The sequence below is a fragment of the Acinetobacter terrae genome, from assembly GCF_013004375.1.
Lineage (GTDB): Bacteria > Pseudomonadota > Gammaproteobacteria > Pseudomonadales > Moraxellaceae > Acinetobacter > Acinetobacter terrae.
Map to the genome: position 1 here is coordinate 48839 of NZ_JABERI010000005.1, position 18929 is coordinate 67767.

An 18929-nucleotide genomic window follows, 5' to 3' on the forward strand; every position below is an offset into this window, starting at 1 on the left:
TTCATCCTCCAAATAAAAAACCAAGGATTTTCCACCTTGGTTTTTTATTGTCTGTAATTTCTGGCCGTTAAATTTCGATTTGACTGCCCAGCTCCACCACACGATTGGGTGGAATCTGATAAAAATCGCTGACTGGACTGGTATTGCGTTGCATGGAAATAAACAGTTTTTCACGCCACGGAGACAAGCCATCTCCGACTGTATGAATCAGTCGATCACGTGAAATAAAGAAGCTCATTTGCATCATGTCGAAGTCAAAACCTAACTGTTGATAGGCTTGTTCCAGTGCCTCTGGAATATTGGGCTGATCTTTAAAACCGTAATAGACTGAAATACGATAGAAACGATCATCCAGTTTCTCGACTTTAGTCCGCTCTTCTTCGGCCACATAAGGAATATCACGGGTGATGACCGTCACCATAATATTCAGCTCATGCAGTACCTTGTTGTGCTTAATATTGTGCAACATGGCATGTGGCACAATATTTGGCGTACCGGTCAGGAATACTGCAGCACCCGGAACAAAGTGTGTTTCCGCGCTCATGCTAATACTTTTGATGAACAGATCAATCGGTAATGCATCTCTTTCCAAACGTGCAAGTACAATTTCTCGGCCTGCTTTCCAGGTCATCAAAATGGTATAAACTACTGCACCAATCAAAATTGGCACCCAACCACCGGAAATAATTTTTAATGAGGTTGATGCTACAAAAACCAAATCAATTAGTAAGAAAGGTAGGGCAAATAACAAAACTTTCCACACTGGCCAACGCCAGAAACCATAGGCTAGGAACGAAATTAAAATCGTACCGCACAGCATGGTCATGGTAACGGCAACCCCATAAGCACTGGCGAGGTTGGCACTATTTTCAAACAATAAAATCAGGATAACCACCGAAATGAACAACACCCAGTTAATGAACGGCAAATAGATTTGACCTTGTTCAACATCCGAAGTGTGATGCACGGTCAAGCGCGGCAAATAGCGCAGTTGAATCGCCTGATTGGTCATTGAGAACACGCCAGTAATGACCGCTTGTGATGCAATAACTGCAGCAGCAGTGGCTAAACCAATCATAGGAAATAAAGCCCAGTCGGGAACCAGCATATAAAATGGATTGGCAATTGCATTTGGGTTACGGAGCAACAGTGCCCCCTGTCCTGCATAGTTAAACAGTAGACAAGGTAAAACAATGATGAACCAAGCGAGGCGGATTGGTAAGCGACCAAAATGCCCCATATCGGCATATAAGGCTTCACCACCCGTGATAGTCAGAATCACAGCCCCCATGGTCAGGAAAGCCACATAGGGTTGATGGACAATGAAGTTAAAAGCCCAATGCGGACTCACCATGGTTAATACAAATGGCGTTTGGATAATACTCCATACGCCCAGTGCGCCAATGGATAAAAACCAAACCATGGTTAAGGGACCAAAATATTTCCCCATCGTGGCTGTGCCATGCCGTTGTACCAGAAATAATCCAGCCAAAATACCAATCGCTAAAGGCATTAACCATTGGTTAAACATGGGCGTAGCGATACTCAAGCCTTCAATGGCTGACAAGACAGAAATTGCCGGGGTAATGATGCCATCGCCAAAGAACAGCGATGCACCAATAAAGCCTAAAGCAATCAGATAAATCTTTTTGTTCTCGGCAATACGTGAGGTCCGCAGGTTCAATGCCAATAACGACATAATCCCGCCTTCACCATTATTGTCCGCACGCATAATGATGGTGACGTATTTGAAACTAATCGTCAGCATCATGCACCAAAAAATCAGCGATAAAATTCCAAGCACTGATGCTTCAGTAATAGCGAGATGGGCGGTGAGGAAACATTGCCGAAGGGCATACAATGGACTGGTACCAATGTCTCCGAATACAACCCCAAGCGCTGCGAGGGTAATCACAGGCAAGGCGGCTTTCTTTGCAGTACTTTGCATATTTTGTCTTCGTTTGTAGACACAATTTTTTCGCCATCATATCACCGAGATAAAACTTTTGCTTTAAATCAATTGTTTCAACTTGGCAGAGTTGCTTTTTTTGGTTATCATCGCGGCGCAATGGTGAGGTGTCCGAGTGGCTTAAGGAGCACGCCTGGAAAGTGTGTATACGTTTGCGCGTATCGAGGGTTCGAATCCCTCTCTCACCGCCAGAATTTGAAAAAGACTTAAATCGAAAGATTTAGGTCTTTTTTGTTGCTTATAAAATCGCTTAAAACCCTACTTGATTCATTTATTTTCAAAATTTTATGTATAAGCATAAATAATTTTTTAATCTTCTTATTTAGAATTTCGAATCAACTGACAATAAAAAGAACAATTAAAAAAATTATCATAAAGCTGCAATATTCTGCTGATAATAATCGTATTACAGCACCTTCAATCAAATCATAAAATCACATTCAACATATAAAAAACTGCTATTCGGGAGTAAGCATGAATACCAGCCTTAATTATGTAAAGCAGATCAAGAATGCGAAACGTGGGGGTTACACCCCAACCATTGCCAAAGATATCAATAAACATAAAGTTCAGAAAGCCATACGTTTAATTGAACAATGGAGAAAGCTCGCAGATGAACTCAAGCCACAAATGCAAATCGACATGGCTTTAACATTAGAAGAGTGTGCTGAAGATTTAGATCAAATTTTAAGGAATAAATAACACTGCTAAATATGAAGGCAATTCAATCGCTCATTTTTTGGCTTGCGTTTTTAACAAAATTCGCTATTATTCATCCCACGTTGCCGGCATAGCTCAGTTGGTAGAGCAACTGACTTGTAATCAGTAGGTCCACAGTTCGAATCCGTGTGCCGGCACCATTTTATACTTAGCCTCGCTTTTTAGTGAGGCTTTGTTGTTTCTGGGCTTTGGCTTTTCAAAGAATATCTAAAATATCAGTGTTTATTATTTTCTCGCGCTGATTTGCACATACTTGACCAAACCATCGACGTAAAGCTTGCGACATAACTTTGCTGTCATGCGAATTTTAAATGCATCCAAGCCGGTAGCGTGTTGTGGTAATTGCTGAAAGTAGTTTGCAAAACCCTGCAAAACCGCTTCAGATAAATCACGGATTTCAATATCCTCAAAATCATAGGTCTGCAAAGTTTGTTTCAAGACTGATTGCGTCATTAAATTATTTAAATTCACATCCGCTGCTTTTAACAACCACTGATACTTTTTCTTTTGTAATGAATTTAAATTCAGCCATTGTTCAGACAACATTAAATAATGAAAACCCAGTCTGCCCTTTGAATTTAAAACACTCTCCACTGAATCGAGAAATGAATTCAAATTTGAGTGATAGGCAGCGTCGATACAGAGCACCACATCAAAGCCAGATTTGAACTGAATCTGTTTTAAATTTAAAAAAGAGTGTTGATGAATTGCAGCAAGTTGAGGAAGATGTTTTTGAATTTGAATCACACAACTGGCTTGTAATTCCACAGCTTCAATGTGTTGAACATGATAATGCTGCTGCCAATGAAGCAGACTTGCACCCTGCCCACAGCCTAAATCGAGCAAGCTGTCATTTGAAGTTAAATGGACTGCTTGCGCCAACCAATCTGCCAATTGACGACAAGCGTCGGGATAGGATGACGTTGCATCATCCCAATAACCCAAATTACTCCAAGCGAGTTCAGCATCATCCCCTAACTGTTTTGCGTTAATCGCATACTTATGTTGTGAAAATTGCTGTTGAATCGTTTGAAGCCATTTCATGGATTAGTAGCCGAGTTGTGGGGCAACCTCAACTTTAGGTTTTAATCCCACAAACGGCAATGGGGCACCCAAAATTTCCGCAATATTCATTGCTGAAGTCACTGCCGATTCTAAAAGTGGCAAACCATCACAAGACCAAGAACCACAATAAAACACTTTACGGTTTAGATCTTTATGACGTTGTTGCAGCTCTTTATTTAAAGCCACTGTTTGGGAGTCCACCACAGCACGAGTTAACGTAACGCTGGAAATGACTTTTTTAGGATCAATGTCAGTCACCGGTTGCCAGGTTTGGAACACTGGCGTTTTACCAACCAGACTTGGCTCAACCGAATTCAACCACACGGTGAACTGTTGACGGGTAAATTTACGATCCATCATATAACTGAGTACTGCCCAATCTTTACGCTTGGGTGGCATCACAGTTTGATCGGTATGAATCACTAATTGACCCTTTTCAAATCTGAATTTCTTTAACAGCGCAATATCATCTGCAAATTGTTCATTATTTAAAAAGGTTTCAATTTTATTGGTCGGTGTTGCCACAATGACACGATCAAAAATGCGTTGCTCACCCAACGCATTTTCAACTAAAACACCATTTTCGTGTTCTTTGACTTGGGTAATGGCAGAGCTATTATGAATTTCAATGCCTTCAATCAGCTTGTCGACCAATGCCGGCGTGCCACCTTGAATACGCAATAAAGCATCGCCATCGGTCAATTGACGCAAGAACGTCAATAAAGGTTTAGCAGGCCATTCGCCAATGGTTTTTGGGTTACAGGTACAAATAGTATAGAGCACCGGCATGACTGCGCCATGCCAGAATACTTCTTCAATATCATTGTTATTTATAAATTCAGCCAGAGTAATATCTTGATTCTTTGATCTGAAGAATCTGGCGATGGCAGCTTTCAGTTGCAGCATGCCTTTTACCAAGCGCCAGCCGTATTGTTGAAGCCCTTTACGGTTATTAATAATCGGAAAGTTACCAATACGACTACGGGTGGTCGTTAACCAGGTTTCCGTGCGATCTTCAAACAACCAGCTGCATGCCATATAGGTACGCACAGGGAAAGTAGGTATACCTAAATACGTCGCCAAACTGAGGGTGTTTTTCCACAAATGAGGGTTCATTACACGCAAGGGTGCATCAATTAAGCCGCCTTCAAATTCAATGCTATGGCTATCCATACCACGTCCAGGCAATGCTTCAAAAATAGTTATGCTATGCCCTGCATCTTTAAGAATTCTGGCGGTAGCTAGCCCAGCCATGCCACTACCAATAACTGCAATATCCAAAATTATTATCCGTCAGTTACATATAAGATTCTTGAAATTATGAACCAAGCGAGATTAAAAGGCGGTATTAAAATATTCCAGAATATGTTCTTTTAACAAAAGTCATCATCAGGGATATCAGAAAGATTTTTACATTTATTTACATAGAAAAAATCTAAAATAAATATAAGAAAATATTGAAATTTTTCCTAATAAACCATAAAAGTCCTTTAAAAAAGGATATATATATTAACCAATATTATAACGATCGTTTTACAAAAGTATAAAATACCACTATGATGCATCACATAATAACTTGACCACCAGATTCGCTTTTAACACCCCATAACTATGCAAATGCTGTAAAAACAACAAAATTTATTTCGCAAAAAGCCCCTAAAAATTTAGGGGCTTCTTTATTTCTTGAATGACCAAGGAATGGCTAAAATTAACTGGCAACCGGAATCTCACCAAACTTGCCGTTATTAAAGTCATTAAAGGCTTGAACGATTTCATCTTTGGTATTCATCACAAAGGGACCATAGCCCTGAATTGGCTCATTCAAAGGCTGTCCGGTGAGCACCAGAAATTTGCTATCTTTCATCGCTTGCAGTTGAATATCGGCTTCACCATCTTGAGCAAACAGGACAATGGAACTGTCTTGAACATGCTGCGTTCCATTCAACTGCATTTCACCGGATAGCACCACAACCAGTACATTGTGATCGATAGGTACATGAATGTGATGCACATGTTCTGCTTTCAACTCACCATCCCATACGTTCACAGGACTATAAGTAGAAGCAGGACCGCTATGTTCTGCCTGATCCTCTATATAGCGACCGGCAATCACGCGGAGATGTCCTGCACCCTTTTCAAGCTCAATCACAGGAATCTCTTGTGCTTCAATGGCCTGATACTTAGGTGCGGTCATTTTATCTGCTGCAGGCAAGTTGACCCAAAGCTGCACCATTTCAAACAAGCCACCATTCTTGGCGAATTCTTCAGAGTGAAACTCTTCATGCACTAAACCTGCACCCGCAGTCATCCATTGCACATCGCCCATTTTAATCTGGCCGCCGCCCCCTGCTGAATCTTTGTGAGTAACCCCACCTTGATAGGCCAGCGTCACCGTTTCAAAACCACGATGTGGATGTGAACCGACGCCATGCTGCTGCGTGGTTGGGCTAAAATGGTACGGTGCTGCATAGTCCAAGAGTAAAAATGGACTAATCGCCTGCCCTAAACGATCGTAGGAAAACAGGTTTTTAACCGGGAAGCCATCACCCACCCAATGCATGTTCTGGTTACGGTAAACGCCAATAATTTTTTTCATTTCAAAGCTCCTATCACTAGGAAATAATATGGATTTATCTTAAAACTTTTAAAGTAGCCAGCCTAGCGCATGAACAATATACAACGTCCTGACAATAGGATAATTCAATTTTTTACGCTCAAAAAGAATACAAAAAGTAGATCATTTTTATCAATATTCTGAGGCTACTCATCCTATGATGATGTTTCCGTTCTTAACGCGCTTCAAGTTTTTCACTGTAGGTCATAACTAAAATACGCAGAAGCTGAGGTCAGTGTTTTATGCTCGCCCCATCAGCCTCTATGATGATTAAAAAAGAGGAATACAAAAATGGGTAAACCCTACATTCGTTTAGATAAAGATAATGCAGCAGTTTTATTGGTCGATCATCAAACTGGATTACTTTCATTGGTTCGTGATATTGATCCCGATAAATTTAAAAACATTGTTTTAGGACTAGCTGCATTAGCTCAATATTTTAATCTTCCGACCATTTTAACCACCAGTTTTGAAGAAGGTCCGAATGGTCCTTTGGTTCCTGAACTGAAAGAAATGTTCCCAGATGCACCTTATATTGCGCGTCCAGGCCAAATTAATGCCTGGGACAATGAAGACTTCGTCAAAGCAGTCAAAGCTACAGGTAAAAAACAACTTATTATTGCCGGAGTTGTGACCGAAGTCTGTGTGGCATTTCCTGCACTTTCAGCGCTTGAAGAAGACTTTGAGGTGTTCGTGATTACCGATGCTTCCGGTACATTTAACCCTTTAACCCGTGATTCGGCATGGGATCGCATGTCCAATGCCGGTGCACAATTGATGACCTGGTTCGGTGCGGCATGTGAACTACATCGCGACTGGCGTAATGATGTGGAAGGTTTGGGCGCATTGTTCTCGAATCACATTCCTGATTATCGCAACCTGATCAACAGCTACAACCAACATTCATCGCAAAAATAAGCTTATGCTCTTTTTCATGAAGCGATCTCTAGATCGCTTTTTATTTTGCTATTCTGCATTTTGTTGTTCTGTATTTTGTTATTGGGCAACCTCCATCATTGTATTTATTTTCAGCTAGAATAAAGCCTTTTTTGCGCTGTTTTGAGAATGATCTATTCATTCATTTGATGATTATTATTAATTTCCCTAGTGGTGAAACACGGTGGATTTAGTGCAGCAAGTGAAGCGAGTAATATCACCAAATCAATTTTCAAACCAATGAAGACTCCAGCCTGATTGTCCGTGACGTGATTAAAACCACGCATTGTTTGGCGGCAAGTCCAGAATTGCTACAAGGACGAGAAATCCAGAATTTCACCGAATTACATGAATTTCCAAATGTGGTTCTGGGCATTCAAAAATCACAATATTATTGGCATTTAAAAAATCATGAGCATGATGAAGTAATTGATATTCCCTTTTAGCTACGGATTAAAAGCAATGATCTTGCCGGGGTCTACTATGCCGTCCGCGATGGTTTAGGCTGCCGATTTGCCTTATATAATGGTTGAAGAAGACATCAAACAAGGCCAACTGATTCATGTCTTACCTGAGTGGTGCTCAAATTTAGGCACTGTGCAATTGGTCTATGCTTCGCGTAAAGGGCAACGTCTGGTAATGGAAAAACTGATTGATTATCTGGTCGAAGGTTTAAGAAATTTAGCCAAAGAGCATTTAGGTTATGTGCTTTAAGTTAACAGATGACGCATATAAAAAATCCAGGAGCTAAGTCCTGGATTTTTTGGGAGAGTATTTCAACTTGAGATTAAATTTTACCAATCAAGTCGATTGAAGGAGCAAGTGTTGCATCACCTTCTTTCCATTTTGCTGGGCAAACTTCACCTGGGTGTGCATGAACATATTGCGCGGCTTTTACTTTACGTAGAAGCTCTTGCGCATCACGACCAATGCCCCCGGCATTGATTTCGATAATCTGGATTTTGCCTTCAGGGTCAATCACAAAAGTACCGCGGTCTGCCAAGCCTTCAGACTCAATTAAAACTTCAAAGTTTTTCGCCAAAGTCCAGGTTGGATCACCAATCATTGCATACTGGATTTTTTTGATTTCATCTGAGCTGTCATGCCAAGCTTTATGCGTGAAATGGGTATCGGTAGAGACTGAATAAATCTCAACGCCCATTTTTTGGAATTCAGCATAGTTATCTGCCAAATCACCAAGTTCTGTTGGACAAACAAAAGTGAAGTCTGCAGGATAGAAGAACACCACTGACCATTTTCCGATCATGTCTTTTTCAGACACTGCAACGAATTCACCATTTTTATAAGCGGTTGCGTTGAATGGTTTTACTTCAGTATTAATTAAACTCATGAGATATTTCCTCTAGCTCGTTTCTGGGATTGCTTATCTTGTGAGGCTAGAATACGAAAGTTTCTCAAATAGGTAAAACCGTACTTTTTTATAAAAACAATCGAAAAAATAGATTTAATATTTCTATCCAGTTTGTAAAAGTAATTGTTTTAGGCAATAAAAACCCTTTGCTGTTACAAAGGGTTTTGGATGACGAGTTACCGTTTTAATTCAGTCAAAACGGTAAATCGTCATCTAAATCAGCAGGTGCAGCGACAGGCGCAGCAGGTGCAGATTGCGGTGCTTTCGGCTGGAAAGCAGACGGATTATTGTTTGCATAACCGCCTTGCTGGTTGTTATTAAAACCACCAGCTTGATTATTGCCATAACCGCCTTGGTTATTACTGTTGTTATTATTGTTGTTATAACCGCCGCCCTGGTTATTGTTGAAACGTGGTTGGTTATAACCCGCGTTGTCACCACCCGCAGCTTGCTCACCTTGCTGACGGTTGCCGCTATCTAGCATTTGCATTTGTTCACCACGAATTTCTGTGGTGTAGCGTTCCTGACCGCTTTGGTCTGTCCACTGACGCGTACGCAATGAACCTTCAATATAAACTTTAGAACCCTTGCGTAGATATTGCTGTGCAATTTCACCTAAGCGGTTATGCAACACAATACGATGCCATTCAGTTTGTTCTTTACGCTCACCGGTATTTTTATCAGTCCACGAATCGCTGGTTGCAATTGAAAACTGAGTAAGAGAACCACCATTTGGAAAAGTTTTGGTTTCAGGATCTTTACCTAAAGTTCCGACTAAAATTACTTTATTAACACCACGCATCAGACGTACACTTCCTATCTATTTCTATATTTTACTTTATAAGAGTTATGCTTAAATGGCTACATCTTTACCTAACAACTGCGTTAAATCTTGTCGCGCAGCTTCATTTATAAGCTGCTTATCAATTTTAACATAAGCAAATTGCTGATCAGACATCACCACAACCTCTTCAATACCACGAATTGCCAAAAGTTGAGAAGTCCACTCATCCGTTTGTTTCGTCTCGGGTAAACGCAAGACCAAGGACGAAAGATAACGCGGCTGAGCCAGACTAAAGCTGATCAATAACCAGACAATAGCGATCCCGGTTAAGATACTCCAACCCATGGCAGTATTATTTAGTAACAATAATTGACCACCAATCATGCCACCAAAAAATGCCCCTAAAAACTGACTACTGGCATTCACACCCATCGCTGTGGCTTTAGACTGAATCGGTGCAGATTTGGATAACCACGAAGGCAACAAGGCCTCCATCACGTTAAAGGCGATAAAGAAAAATCCTAAACCTGCCAATAAGATATATTTTGATTCATAGCCAAAAATTAGTACCAGTAAGCCCAGAATAATCCCACCAATTGCGGTCAGGAAAATGCCGCGCATTTTGCGATACTTTTCCGCCAAAATAATGCTTGGAAAAGCAAAAAACAAGCTAATGATCAATAATGGCAAATACACCAAACCATGACTGGCCAATGGAATATCAGCAAACTGAATCAGTTGCGATGGCATATAAATAAACATCGCAGTCAGCAATAAATGCAGCGTAAACACCGAAACATGCAAGCGGTTTAAATCGCCCATTTTCAGCACCTGTTTCAGTTGTGCCAGATAACCTTGCTGATAATTTTTATGATGACGGGTCACTTTAGGAACTAATAGCAACATCGAAATTGCCGCCAAGCCCATAACGGTAGTCACCCAGAACAGTCCGGAAATACCCACCAAGCTGGTGAGCCAAGGTCCGAGACTAAACGCGACCATAAAAGACACGCCAATACTCATCCCCATCACGGCCATGGCTTTGCTGCGCTGTTCTTCACGGGTGACATCTGCCAATAGCGCCATGACTACAGCAGAAACTGCACCACCACCGGCAATCGCACGACCAATGATCACGCCATAAATGGTCTCGGACATCGCTGCAATTGCACCGCCTAGCGCAAACAACAATAAGCCTAAAACGACCAAAGGCTTACGGCTAAAACGGTCAGCCAGCAAGCTAAAGGGGATTTGTAAAATCGCTTGGGTTAAACCATATACCCCTACAGCCAAACCAATCAGCGCAGGTGTTGCCCCTTGATATGACTGACCTGCCACAGAAAACACAGGAATAATCATGAACAAGCCCAACATACGCAGGGCAAAAATACTGCTTAAGGCAAAGGTTGAACGGCGTTCTAAAGCATTCATCATATCAATAAGCTTGGTTTTATGAATTTAGTTTCGATGGGCTATCCTACAACATTCATGTTATGGATGTTGATTTATTCAAAGATCAGCCATCATAAAAAAGGGCGCATTTTATGCGCCCTTATTGTAACCGTTTTTCTTAAAAAAGGATTAACCGATCCGTTCTTGACGCTTACTATATTGAATAGATGCAATGACTGCCCAGACAATAAATGCCACACCAATCAAACCGGTCACAACTTCAGGTACGTGTAGACCCGTGCCGCTCGCCAGCATAATGAATGCCAAAGCACCAATGGCGTAGTGCGCGCCATGCTCAAGGAAAATATAAGCATCTAATGTGCCTTTTTCGACCAGATAAATTGTCATTGAACGCACGAACATTGCACCAATGGCAAGACCCAGCATAATGATCACAACATCCGATGTAATCGCAAAAGCACCGATTACACCATCAAAACTGAACGATGCATCAAGTACTTCAAGATAAAGAAAACCACCAAAACCGGCTTTAATCACACCTGTAGATGCACCACTGGCATCATGTGCCACAGCATTGCCCTGTTCATCAATTTCAGGTTCACCGCCTAACAAGTGACTCAATACTTGAACCCCAATGTAAATGACGATCCCCCAGATTCCTGCCATGGTCACGGCTAAACGTGCAGTTTCCTCTACATTTGCTGCCATGATCAGCAAGCCAACCAGTGAAAGGAATACTGACATTGCAGGTACGTTGGCTAGATTAGACAAACGTGCTTCAAGCCATCTAAACCAGTGGGTATCTTTTTCGCTATCCAGGAAGAAATTCAGGAATACCAGTAACAAGAATGAGCCACCAAATGCTGCAATTTCAGCATGATGTGCCATCAGTTTTTCTGAATAAAGAATAGGATCATTGATCGCCATTTTCACGACTTCAAGCATACCCATGTCCGCAGTGACTGCAACAATCACAATTGGGAACACCAAACGCATGCCAAATACAGCAATAACAATACCGACGGTTAAGAAAATCATTTTCCAGAAATGATCCCAACCGCGCAGTACCGAGGCATTCACCACGGCATTATCGAAAGAAAGTGATACTTCCATGACGGCCAGAATGGCAGTAATGGTTAACGCCGTGAACATGGTCTTTAAACCTGCTTCCGGGCCATGCGTAAAGCCCCAATATGCAGATATAGCCAGACACACGATCGTAAAAATGATTGAGAAACCAAAATGTTTCATCATGATAGATCGACCTATGAACAAATATGTATAGAGAGTGAATTCGGTAAAACTTAAAAAAGAACTTAAGATTTTATGTGCACAATTATGACGACTTTTTGATATTAATCCAAAATTCTTCGTATGATTTTTTTTGAAGACAAATACACTATTTATGCGGCTTGATATCTTAGCGCGGAAACTCTTGTTATAGTCCTGCCTTCTGTAAATTCTTCTTTTATTATCGACAGGATGATGACATGAGCTTTTCTCAAGATGTATGGCAGCGAAATTTGGCTTTATATCAAAAAACCTTAGCCCTGCCATTTAACCAAGAACTTGCACAAGGTACTTTGAGCAAAGACGTTTTTAGTCATTATGTGATTCAAGATGCGCATTATTTACTGGCTTATGGTCGATCACTTGCAGTCTGTGCTGCCAAAGCCTTTGAAGCCGATGACGTGATTCAGTTTGCTGATGCTGCCAGAATTGCCATTGTGGTTGAACGCAGTCTGCATGATGGTTTTATGCAGGAATTTGATATCACCAAAAAAGAATTTGAATCAACACCTTTAACCTTGGCTTGTCATCATTACACTTCGTTTTTAACGGCAACTGCTTGGTCTGAAAGCTATCCGGTGGTCTTGGCTTCCTTACTTCCATGTTTCTGGATTTATGCAGAAGTCGGTAAAGATATTGTTGATAATTCAATACTGAATAATCCGTACCAAGCTTGGGTCGATACCTATTCAGGTGAAGAATTCAATCAAGCAGTACGAAATGTGATTGCCACGGTTGATAAAGTCGCTGCACGCTGTGATGCCGACACCCTTGAGAAAATGCATCATGCATATACCACTGCTGCCAAACTCGAATGGTTATTTTGGGATAGTGCTTATGATCAAAGACAGTGGTTAGGTTTGGATTAATAATAGGAAAACGTCTGTTTCTTTGAGGCGGAGTTTTACAACTATTACATGAGTTGAAGCAGCTCATTTGTTACTTTGGTTTCGCCCTGAGAAGCATTGCTTCGTAAGACTAAAGGCATTTGCCATTCGCAAAACTCGTCAATCACCGGAAAATATAAAATTTGTCGCAGAAACATTATCTTGAAAAAGTAGCGCTGCCTCAAATAGTTGCGAATGGCTTTTCCTTGATAGCAAATTCAGTGAACTTTTTTTCTCCGGCCCTTAGTGCTGAAATATCTGCCAGCTATAAATTAGTCCTGCCGCAGCCACAACCCAACAAAGTGTCGCAACACCCAAACACGACCACATCGACATTTTGGTTGCCAGCACATACACCATCAACAGATAAATAAAATATGGAATGAGTGACCATAAACCAAATAATGCGGTTTTACGCAAAGCTTCTGCACCCTGCTGTTGCGACACAATCACATGCGCAATCAATGCAAAAGTCGGAAATAACGGCACCAATCCTGCAATATAAAATGCCTTGCTTTTAGAAAGTATCGAAATCAGCAATACCACTGCAGCACCCAATATACATTTCAAAAATAAAGACAACATATCCACAAATCTAGCAAACAAACGTTTTGAGAAATTAATTCTATGCCAATACCGATACCTAGAATACATTCACTACAATTAAAGCAATCAATGCCGGCACTGCCTGAATATAGATAATCTTTTTACTGGCGGTGATGCCCCCATAGATTCCGGCAACCAAAACACAGCCTAAAAAGAAGTTAGCCAGTGCCATGGCATAAGCTTCAGGTGCAAACAGCGACCAAATCAGTCCGGCTGCTAGAAAACCATTATATAAACCCTGATTTTGCGCTAAAACTTTGGTCAATTTTGCCTTTTCAAGATTATTACCAAAGGCTTTCATTCCAACAGGTTTATCCCACAGGAACATTTCAAGAACCAAGAAATAAACATGCAGTAATGCAATCAGTGTGATTAAAATTTTGGCAATCATAGTTTTCATTTCCCTTTTTATTTTCATGCTATTGTGCGGTGATTTTTCTTTTTTAGCGACATCTTCTGCAACACGATTCACATTAAAAGTAGCTTATTCAGACTTGTGACTATTACGAAAGCTCGCTACAGTCTTATAAACTTTAACTAAATACATTCAGCCGACATAATATGTCGTTAAAAAACGATTTTATTCAGCTTGAACAAAATTAAATCGCTATCATATATAACCTTCAATTTGCACATTACCGAGATGTTTTATGAGCCAAAGTCATATCCGTATTCGAGGCGCACGTACCCATAACTTAAAAAATGTGTCACTCGATATTCCACGCGACAAATTCGTGGTCATTACGGGACTCTCAGGCTCAGGTAAATCTTCCTTAGCTTTTGACACCTTATATGCTGAAGGTCAGCGCCGTTATGTGGAATCGCTTTCTGCCTATGCGCGCCAGTTCCTTTCGCAAATGGAAAAACCAGAAGTCGATTCTATTGAAGGTTTAAGCCCTGCTATTGCAATTGAACAGAAATCAACCAGCCACAACCCACGTTCAACTGTGGGAACAATCACGGAAATTTACGACTATTTACGTCTTTTATATGCACGTGTCGGAACACCGTATTGTCCTGAACATGACCTGCCGATGGTGGCACAAACCGTTTCAGAAATGGTTGATGCAGTTAAAAGTTTAGAGGAAGGCACGGCTTTAATACTGCTTGCACCTGTGGTGCGTGAGCGTAAAGGCGAATACACCAACCTGTTTGAGCAATTGCAAAGCCAAGGTTTTGTCCGTGCCCGGGTGGATGGTGAAATTGTCGAAATTGATACCCCACCTGAACTGGATAAAAAGAAAAAACACACCATTGAAGTAGTCGTGGATCGTTTTAAAGTCCGTGATGATTTGGGCAACCGTATTGCTGAATCTTTTGAAACTGCGCTGCGTTTAGGTGGCGACATCGCGATTTTATCGTGGATGAAAGGCGAACAAGCTGATCGTGTGTTCTCGGCAAAACATTCTTGCCCTGAATGTGACCGCGCTGTTGCCGAACTCGAACCACGTTTGTTCTCCTTCAACAATCCATTTGGTGCCTGCCCTGCCTGTGATGGTTTAGGTACACGCAGCCATTTCAGTGTAGACAAACTGATTCCAAACAGTGAAGTATCATTAAGCCAAGGTGCCATTCGCGGTTGGGACAGACAGCGTCCGTATTACTACAGCATGATTGAAAAAGTCGCAGCGCATTTTGGCTTTTCTTTGGATACGCCGTGGAATGAACTGGATGCCGATACCAAAAAGAAATTCCTTTACGGGACGGGCAAAGACAAAGTTGATTTAAGCTATATCGATGAGCGTGGTCGTCAGCATAAACGTGTGCAACCTTTTGAAGGCATTTTGCCGCATCTGGAACGTCGCTACCGTGAAACTGAATCGAATTATGTCCGTGATGATTTGGCCCAGTATTTATCCAATGCTGCGTGTGATGCCTGTGGCGGTTCACGTCTGAATGAAATTTCACGTAACGTCAGGGTCAAAGACAAAACCATTGCTCAAATTACCAAAATGTCGATTGGCGATGCTGAAGCGTATTATCAAGACTTACAGCTTGAAGGGGCCAAAGGCGAAATTGCCGACAAGATTTTCAAGGAAATTCGTGAACGTCTGCACTTCCTGGTTTCTGTCGGCTTAAACTATTTAAGTCTTTCGCGTTCTGCCGAAACCCTATCTGGTGGTGAAGCACAGCGTATTCGTTTAGCTTCGCAAATTGGTGCGGGTTTGATGGGTGTGATGTACGTACTGGATGAACCGTCGATTGGTTTGCATCAACGTGATAATGACCGTCTGCTTGAAACTTTAGTTCGCTTACGTGACCTAGGAAATACAGTTTTAGTCGTTGAACATGATGAAGATGCGATTCGTGCTGCGGACCATATTATTGATATTGGCCCGGGTGCCGGTGTGCATGGCGGTCATATCATTGCTGAAGGCACCTATGAAGAAATTTTGGCAAATCCCGAATCGCTTACCGGACAATATTTATCTGGAAAGTTAAAAATTAAAGTGCCGGAAGTTCGCACGCAACCACCAAAACCTGAAGAGAAAATTAAGCTAATGGGTGCGGCAGGTCATAACTTACAGAATGTCGATTTAACCATTCCTTTAGGTATTATGACTTGTGTGACGGGCGTTTCGGGTTCGGGTAAATCCACACTGATTAACCGTACCCTTTTACCGCTTGCAGCAACACAATTGAATGGCGCAACCACTTTAACCGCTGAAAAATTTGATTCAATTGATGGCTTACAGTTCCTCGATAAAGTCGTGGATATTGACCAAAGCCCGATTGGACGTACTCCACGTTCTAACCCTGCGACTTATACAGGTTTGTTTACCCCGATTCGTGAATTGTTTGCGCAAACGCCTGAAGCCAAAGCACGTGGTTATGCCGCGGGTCGTTTCTCGTTTAACGTGAAAGGTGGTCGTTGTGAAGCTTGCGAAGGCGACGGCATGATTAAAGTGGCGATGCACTTCCTGCCCGATATGTATGTGCCTTGCGATGCCTGTCATGGCGACCGTTATAACCGTGAAACTTTAGAAGTCGGTTATAAAGGTAAAAACATTTCTGATGTTTTAGGTATGACTGTTGAAGATGCAATGCATTTCTTTGAAGCCATTCCAGTGATTCACCGTCGCCTTGAAACTTTAACGCAAGTCGGTTTGGGTTATATCCGTTTAGGTCAATCTGCGACCACCCTTTCAGGTGGTGAAGCACAACGGGTGAAATTGGCACGTGAGTTGGCGAAGCGTGATACGGGTAAAACCTTATATATCCTGGATGAACCGACCACAGGTCTGCATTTCCACGATATTGCAAAACTGTTAGATATTCTGCATCAGCTCCGTGATAAGGGTAATACTATCGTGGTGATTGAGCATAATCTGGATGTGATTAAAACTGCCGACTGGGTGATTGATCTTGGTCCTGAAGGTGGTGCGGGTGGCGGTATGATTATTGCGGAAGGTACGCCTGAAGAAATGGCGAAATCTAAAGTTTCACATACGGCGAAGTTCTTGAAGCCGTTGTTAAAATGATTTAAGAAGGGCTCATAAGAGCCCTTCTTTTTTAAAGTTATCAATTACAAACTCTATATTTTTTACCTGACTACTATTGCTACTCGCTTGTAATTTCACTATAAGCAAATTCTCAATTATTTTTTTAATAGATGAAGTCAAATTTTTATCTATATTCTGTTTTAGGATTTCTGTGATTAATTTACCTTTTGTTATTTCCCTTAATTCAGGATCTTTTGAAGATTGAATAAATATAAAGTCATGCCAATCACTTTGAGTTGCCTGCTGCAATACATGATCAGCATTACGCTTAGTTATACCATTCAAAATATATGGTTTAAGTGTATCAAAAAATGATAGCTGCCCTTGGGTTGAGTTTCTATTCTTCCAACGCTTTATATACCAATGAAATAAATTATCTTTTTTATAACCAAATGTTGTAGCATCATCCCAAATCTGCTCATAATTCTCCTGTAACTCATGAGCAAGCCAATTCAAAATTGCTTTTTTTAATTGTTTAGATAAATCATTTCGCCCAAATTTTCTTAATAAAAAACAATGAAAATCTAAATCTTTAAGATCATTAAAACTTATAGATTCAGATGATTTTTGAAATAAATGGTCACAATAATTTTGATCAACTTGTAAATTACGCCATTGATCCATTAATCGCCTAATATCTTCTTTAATTGAATTATTTTTCTCAGAAATTAAATCTGAATTAGCTAATATATTTAATTCTTGAAAGTTTGGCTGACCTTTTTGATCGAACCATTTTCTAAATTCTAGTAACCATCGATCATGATCAAACACAAATGAATAAGATAAATTTTGTAATTTTTTCAAGATTACTAACTTTTCATTACCCTGCTTACTATCTTCATTAAGATCCATGAGATCAACAGCATTTTCAGTAGAAAAGTCCTCCCACTTCAAACCATTTTCAACACCAAAGTCTTCTATAAAATAGCCTTGCAAAATTCGAATCAAAATAATTTCTTTTGTTGAATAGGCAACCGTATCAGGTAACTGTTGTCTAAAGTTCTTATAGAGTTTTATGACTTTTTGAAAAAACCGAAAATTATGGATACCTAGTTCATTTGCAAATTTCACCATCAAATTTACTAATTGTTCGTCTATCCCTTGTGTATTCGCACGAATCAGAGGTTCTACTGATGTAATTTTGATTGTTTCATCAATTAATTTTTCTTTATATTCAGCATATTTTTTATTATTTTCACCTTCCGCTTTATCTTCATCCAAAATCAAAATTACCTGACAATTTCTTTCTAATTTAAGCTGATTTGCCAAACCCATGACATCTTCAATATCTAGCTTTTTTGACATTCTTTCAAAGTCATCAAAACAAATTATCGCATTATTAACTTGGGCAAAAAGAAATGACTCAATTAATCGTGCAGATGCACTTACTCCATATTGAGATACTTTGATATCTCTGAATTGACTAATAAATTTTTTCAAGAGTATTGGAGTTTCAATATTTTTTGAACTAAATTCATTAAAATGATTTGAACTTAACTTAGTACAAATAGCTGTCTTTAGATCAGCTAGAGACTCAACCCCAAATAAAGAGATATATGCGTATTTCTTATTGAATAAATTTGGGTATTTCTGTGTTATGAAAAAAGGTAAATATTTTCGTTCTTCTTCTCTTTTAGCTCTTTCATTTATAAATTTATTCCAAAAGAAAGTTTTACCTATCCCCCACTGTCCTGTAATTGCTACAGCCATTCCTTTATTATTATTGTTCTTAAAAATATCTTCTAAACGTTCAAACTGATCCATTCTTGA

Annotated in this window: 15 protein-coding genes, 2 tRNA genes and 1 pseudogene; 7 read left to right on the forward strand and 11 right to left on the reverse strand. The window is 40.4% G+C overall.

Annotated features, from left to right (window positions below):
- Positions 1-67: 67 nt before the first annotated feature.
- Positions 68-1948, reverse strand: a complete 1881-nt coding sequence (locus tag HLH14_RS03020) for a potassium transporter Kup (RefSeq protein ID WP_171532640.1) — start codon at positions 1946-1948, stop codon at positions 68-70.
- Positions 1949-2070: 122 nt separating this feature from the next.
- Here HLH14_RS03020 and HLH14_RS03025 point away from each other — a divergent pair.
- From HLH14_RS03025 to HLH14_RS03035, 3 genes are all read left to right on the forward strand, one after another.
- Positions 2071-2160 (forward strand) — tRNA-Ser (locus HLH14_RS03025).
- A 283-nt stretch (positions 2161-2443) separates the two neighbouring features.
- Complete coding sequence (locus HLH14_RS03030; RefSeq protein WP_067725548.1) at positions 2444-2671, forward strand: hypothetical protein; 228 nt, start codon at positions 2444-2446, stop codon at positions 2669-2671.
- Positions 2672-2753: 82 nt separating this feature from the next.
- Positions 2754-2829 (forward strand) — tRNA-Thr (locus tag HLH14_RS03035).
- Positions 2830-2914: 85 nt separating this feature from the next.
- Here the strand turns inward: HLH14_RS03035 and HLH14_RS03040 are convergent.
- The 3 genes from HLH14_RS03040 to HLH14_RS03050 all read right to left on the reverse strand — a co-directional run bounded on the left by HLH14_RS03040 (position 2915) and on the right by HLH14_RS03050 (position 6350).
- Entirely contained in the window at positions 2915-3733 is an 819-nt protein-coding gene (locus tag HLH14_RS03040) for an SAM-dependent methyltransferase (RefSeq protein WP_171532641.1), read from the reverse strand.
- A gap of 3 nt (positions 3734-3736) precedes the next feature.
- Positions 3737-5035, reverse strand: coding sequence for an FAD-dependent oxidoreductase (locus HLH14_RS03045; protein ID WP_213033037.1), 1299 nt, complete (start codon positions 5033-5035; stop codon positions 3737-3739).
- Between the two features lie 427 nt (positions 5036-5462).
- Entirely contained in the window at positions 5463-6350 is an 888-nt protein-coding gene (locus HLH14_RS03050; protein ID WP_171532642.1) for a pirin family protein, read from the reverse strand.
- 309 nt (positions 6351-6659) lie between these two features.
- On the opposite strand from HLH14_RS03050, the gene ycaC reads away from it, so the two are divergent.
- Together ycaC and HLH14_RS03060 are read left to right on the forward strand one after the other, a co-directional pair.
- Positions 6660-7286 carry an isochorismate family cysteine hydrolase YcaC gene (gene ycaC / locus HLH14_RS03055; RefSeq protein WP_171532643.1) on the forward strand — a complete coding sequence of 209 codons (627 nt, stop codon included), beginning with the start codon at positions 6660-6662 and terminating at the stop codon, positions 7284-7286.
- Between the two features lie 245 nt (positions 7287-7531).
- A pseudogene (locus HLH14_RS03060) lies at positions 7532-8018 on the forward strand (LysR substrate-binding domain-containing protein); the annotation flags it as partial.
- A 73-nt stretch (positions 8019-8091) separates the two neighbouring features.
- Here the strand turns inward: HLH14_RS03060 and ahpC are convergent.
- The 4 genes from ahpC to HLH14_RS03080 form a co-directional block, all read right to left on the reverse strand.
- Complete coding sequence (gene ahpC, locus HLH14_RS03065; protein ID WP_131271338.1) at positions 8092-8655, reverse strand: alkyl hydroperoxide reductase subunit C; 564 nt, start codon at positions 8653-8655, stop codon at positions 8092-8094.
- A gap of 214 nt (positions 8656-8869) precedes the next feature.
- Positions 8870-9478 carry a single-stranded DNA-binding protein gene (gene ssb, locus HLH14_RS03070; protein WP_131271339.1) on the reverse strand — a complete coding sequence of 203 codons (609 nt, stop codon included), beginning with the start codon at positions 9476-9478 and terminating at the stop codon, positions 8870-8872.
- A gap of 51 nt (positions 9479-9529) precedes the next feature.
- Complete coding sequence (locus HLH14_RS03075; RefSeq protein WP_067725531.1) at positions 9530-10894, reverse strand: MFS transporter; 1365 nt, start codon at positions 10892-10894, stop codon at positions 9530-9532.
- 147 nt (positions 10895-11041) lie between these two features.
- Entirely contained in the window at positions 11042-12127 is a 1086-nt protein-coding gene (locus HLH14_RS03080) for a DUF475 domain-containing protein (RefSeq protein ID WP_086193841.1), read from the reverse strand.
- Positions 12128-12363: 236 nt separating this feature from the next.
- On the opposite strand from HLH14_RS03080, the gene tenA reads away from it, so the two are divergent.
- Positions 12364-13032, forward strand: coding sequence for a thiaminase II (gene tenA, locus HLH14_RS03085; protein ID WP_171532644.1), 669 nt, complete (start codon positions 12364-12366; stop codon positions 13030-13032).
- Positions 13033-13293: 261 nt separating this feature from the next.
- Here the strand turns inward: tenA and HLH14_RS03090 are convergent, their stop codons facing one another.
- A complete protein-coding gene (locus HLH14_RS03090; RefSeq protein ID WP_171532645.1) occupies positions 13294-13635 on the reverse strand; it encodes a GlpM family protein in 342 nt (113 codons plus the stop codon).
- Positions 13636-13693: 58 nt separating this feature from the next.
- The gene (locus HLH14_RS03095; protein ID WP_171532646.1) at positions 13694-14047 is read right to left on the reverse strand and encodes a DUF1304 domain-containing protein; all 354 of its coding nucleotides are present in this window, start codon (positions 14045-14047) and stop codon (positions 13694-13696) included.
- Between the two features lie 259 nt (positions 14048-14306).
- On the opposite strand from HLH14_RS03095, the gene uvrA reads away from it, so the two are divergent.
- Positions 14307-17138 (forward strand): excinuclease ABC subunit UvrA, encoded by a 2832-nt coding sequence (uvrA, locus tag HLH14_RS03100; RefSeq protein WP_171532647.1) that lies wholly within the window; start codon positions 14307-14309, stop codon positions 17136-17138.
- A gap of 12 nt (positions 17139-17150) precedes the next feature.
- Here uvrA and HLH14_RS03105 read toward each other — a convergent pair whose 3' ends face one another.
- Positions 17151-18923, reverse strand: coding sequence for a P-loop NTPase fold protein (locus HLH14_RS03105; RefSeq protein ID WP_171532648.1), 1773 nt, complete (start codon positions 18921-18923; stop codon positions 17151-17153).
- Between the last annotated feature and the right edge of the window lie 6 nt (positions 18924-18929).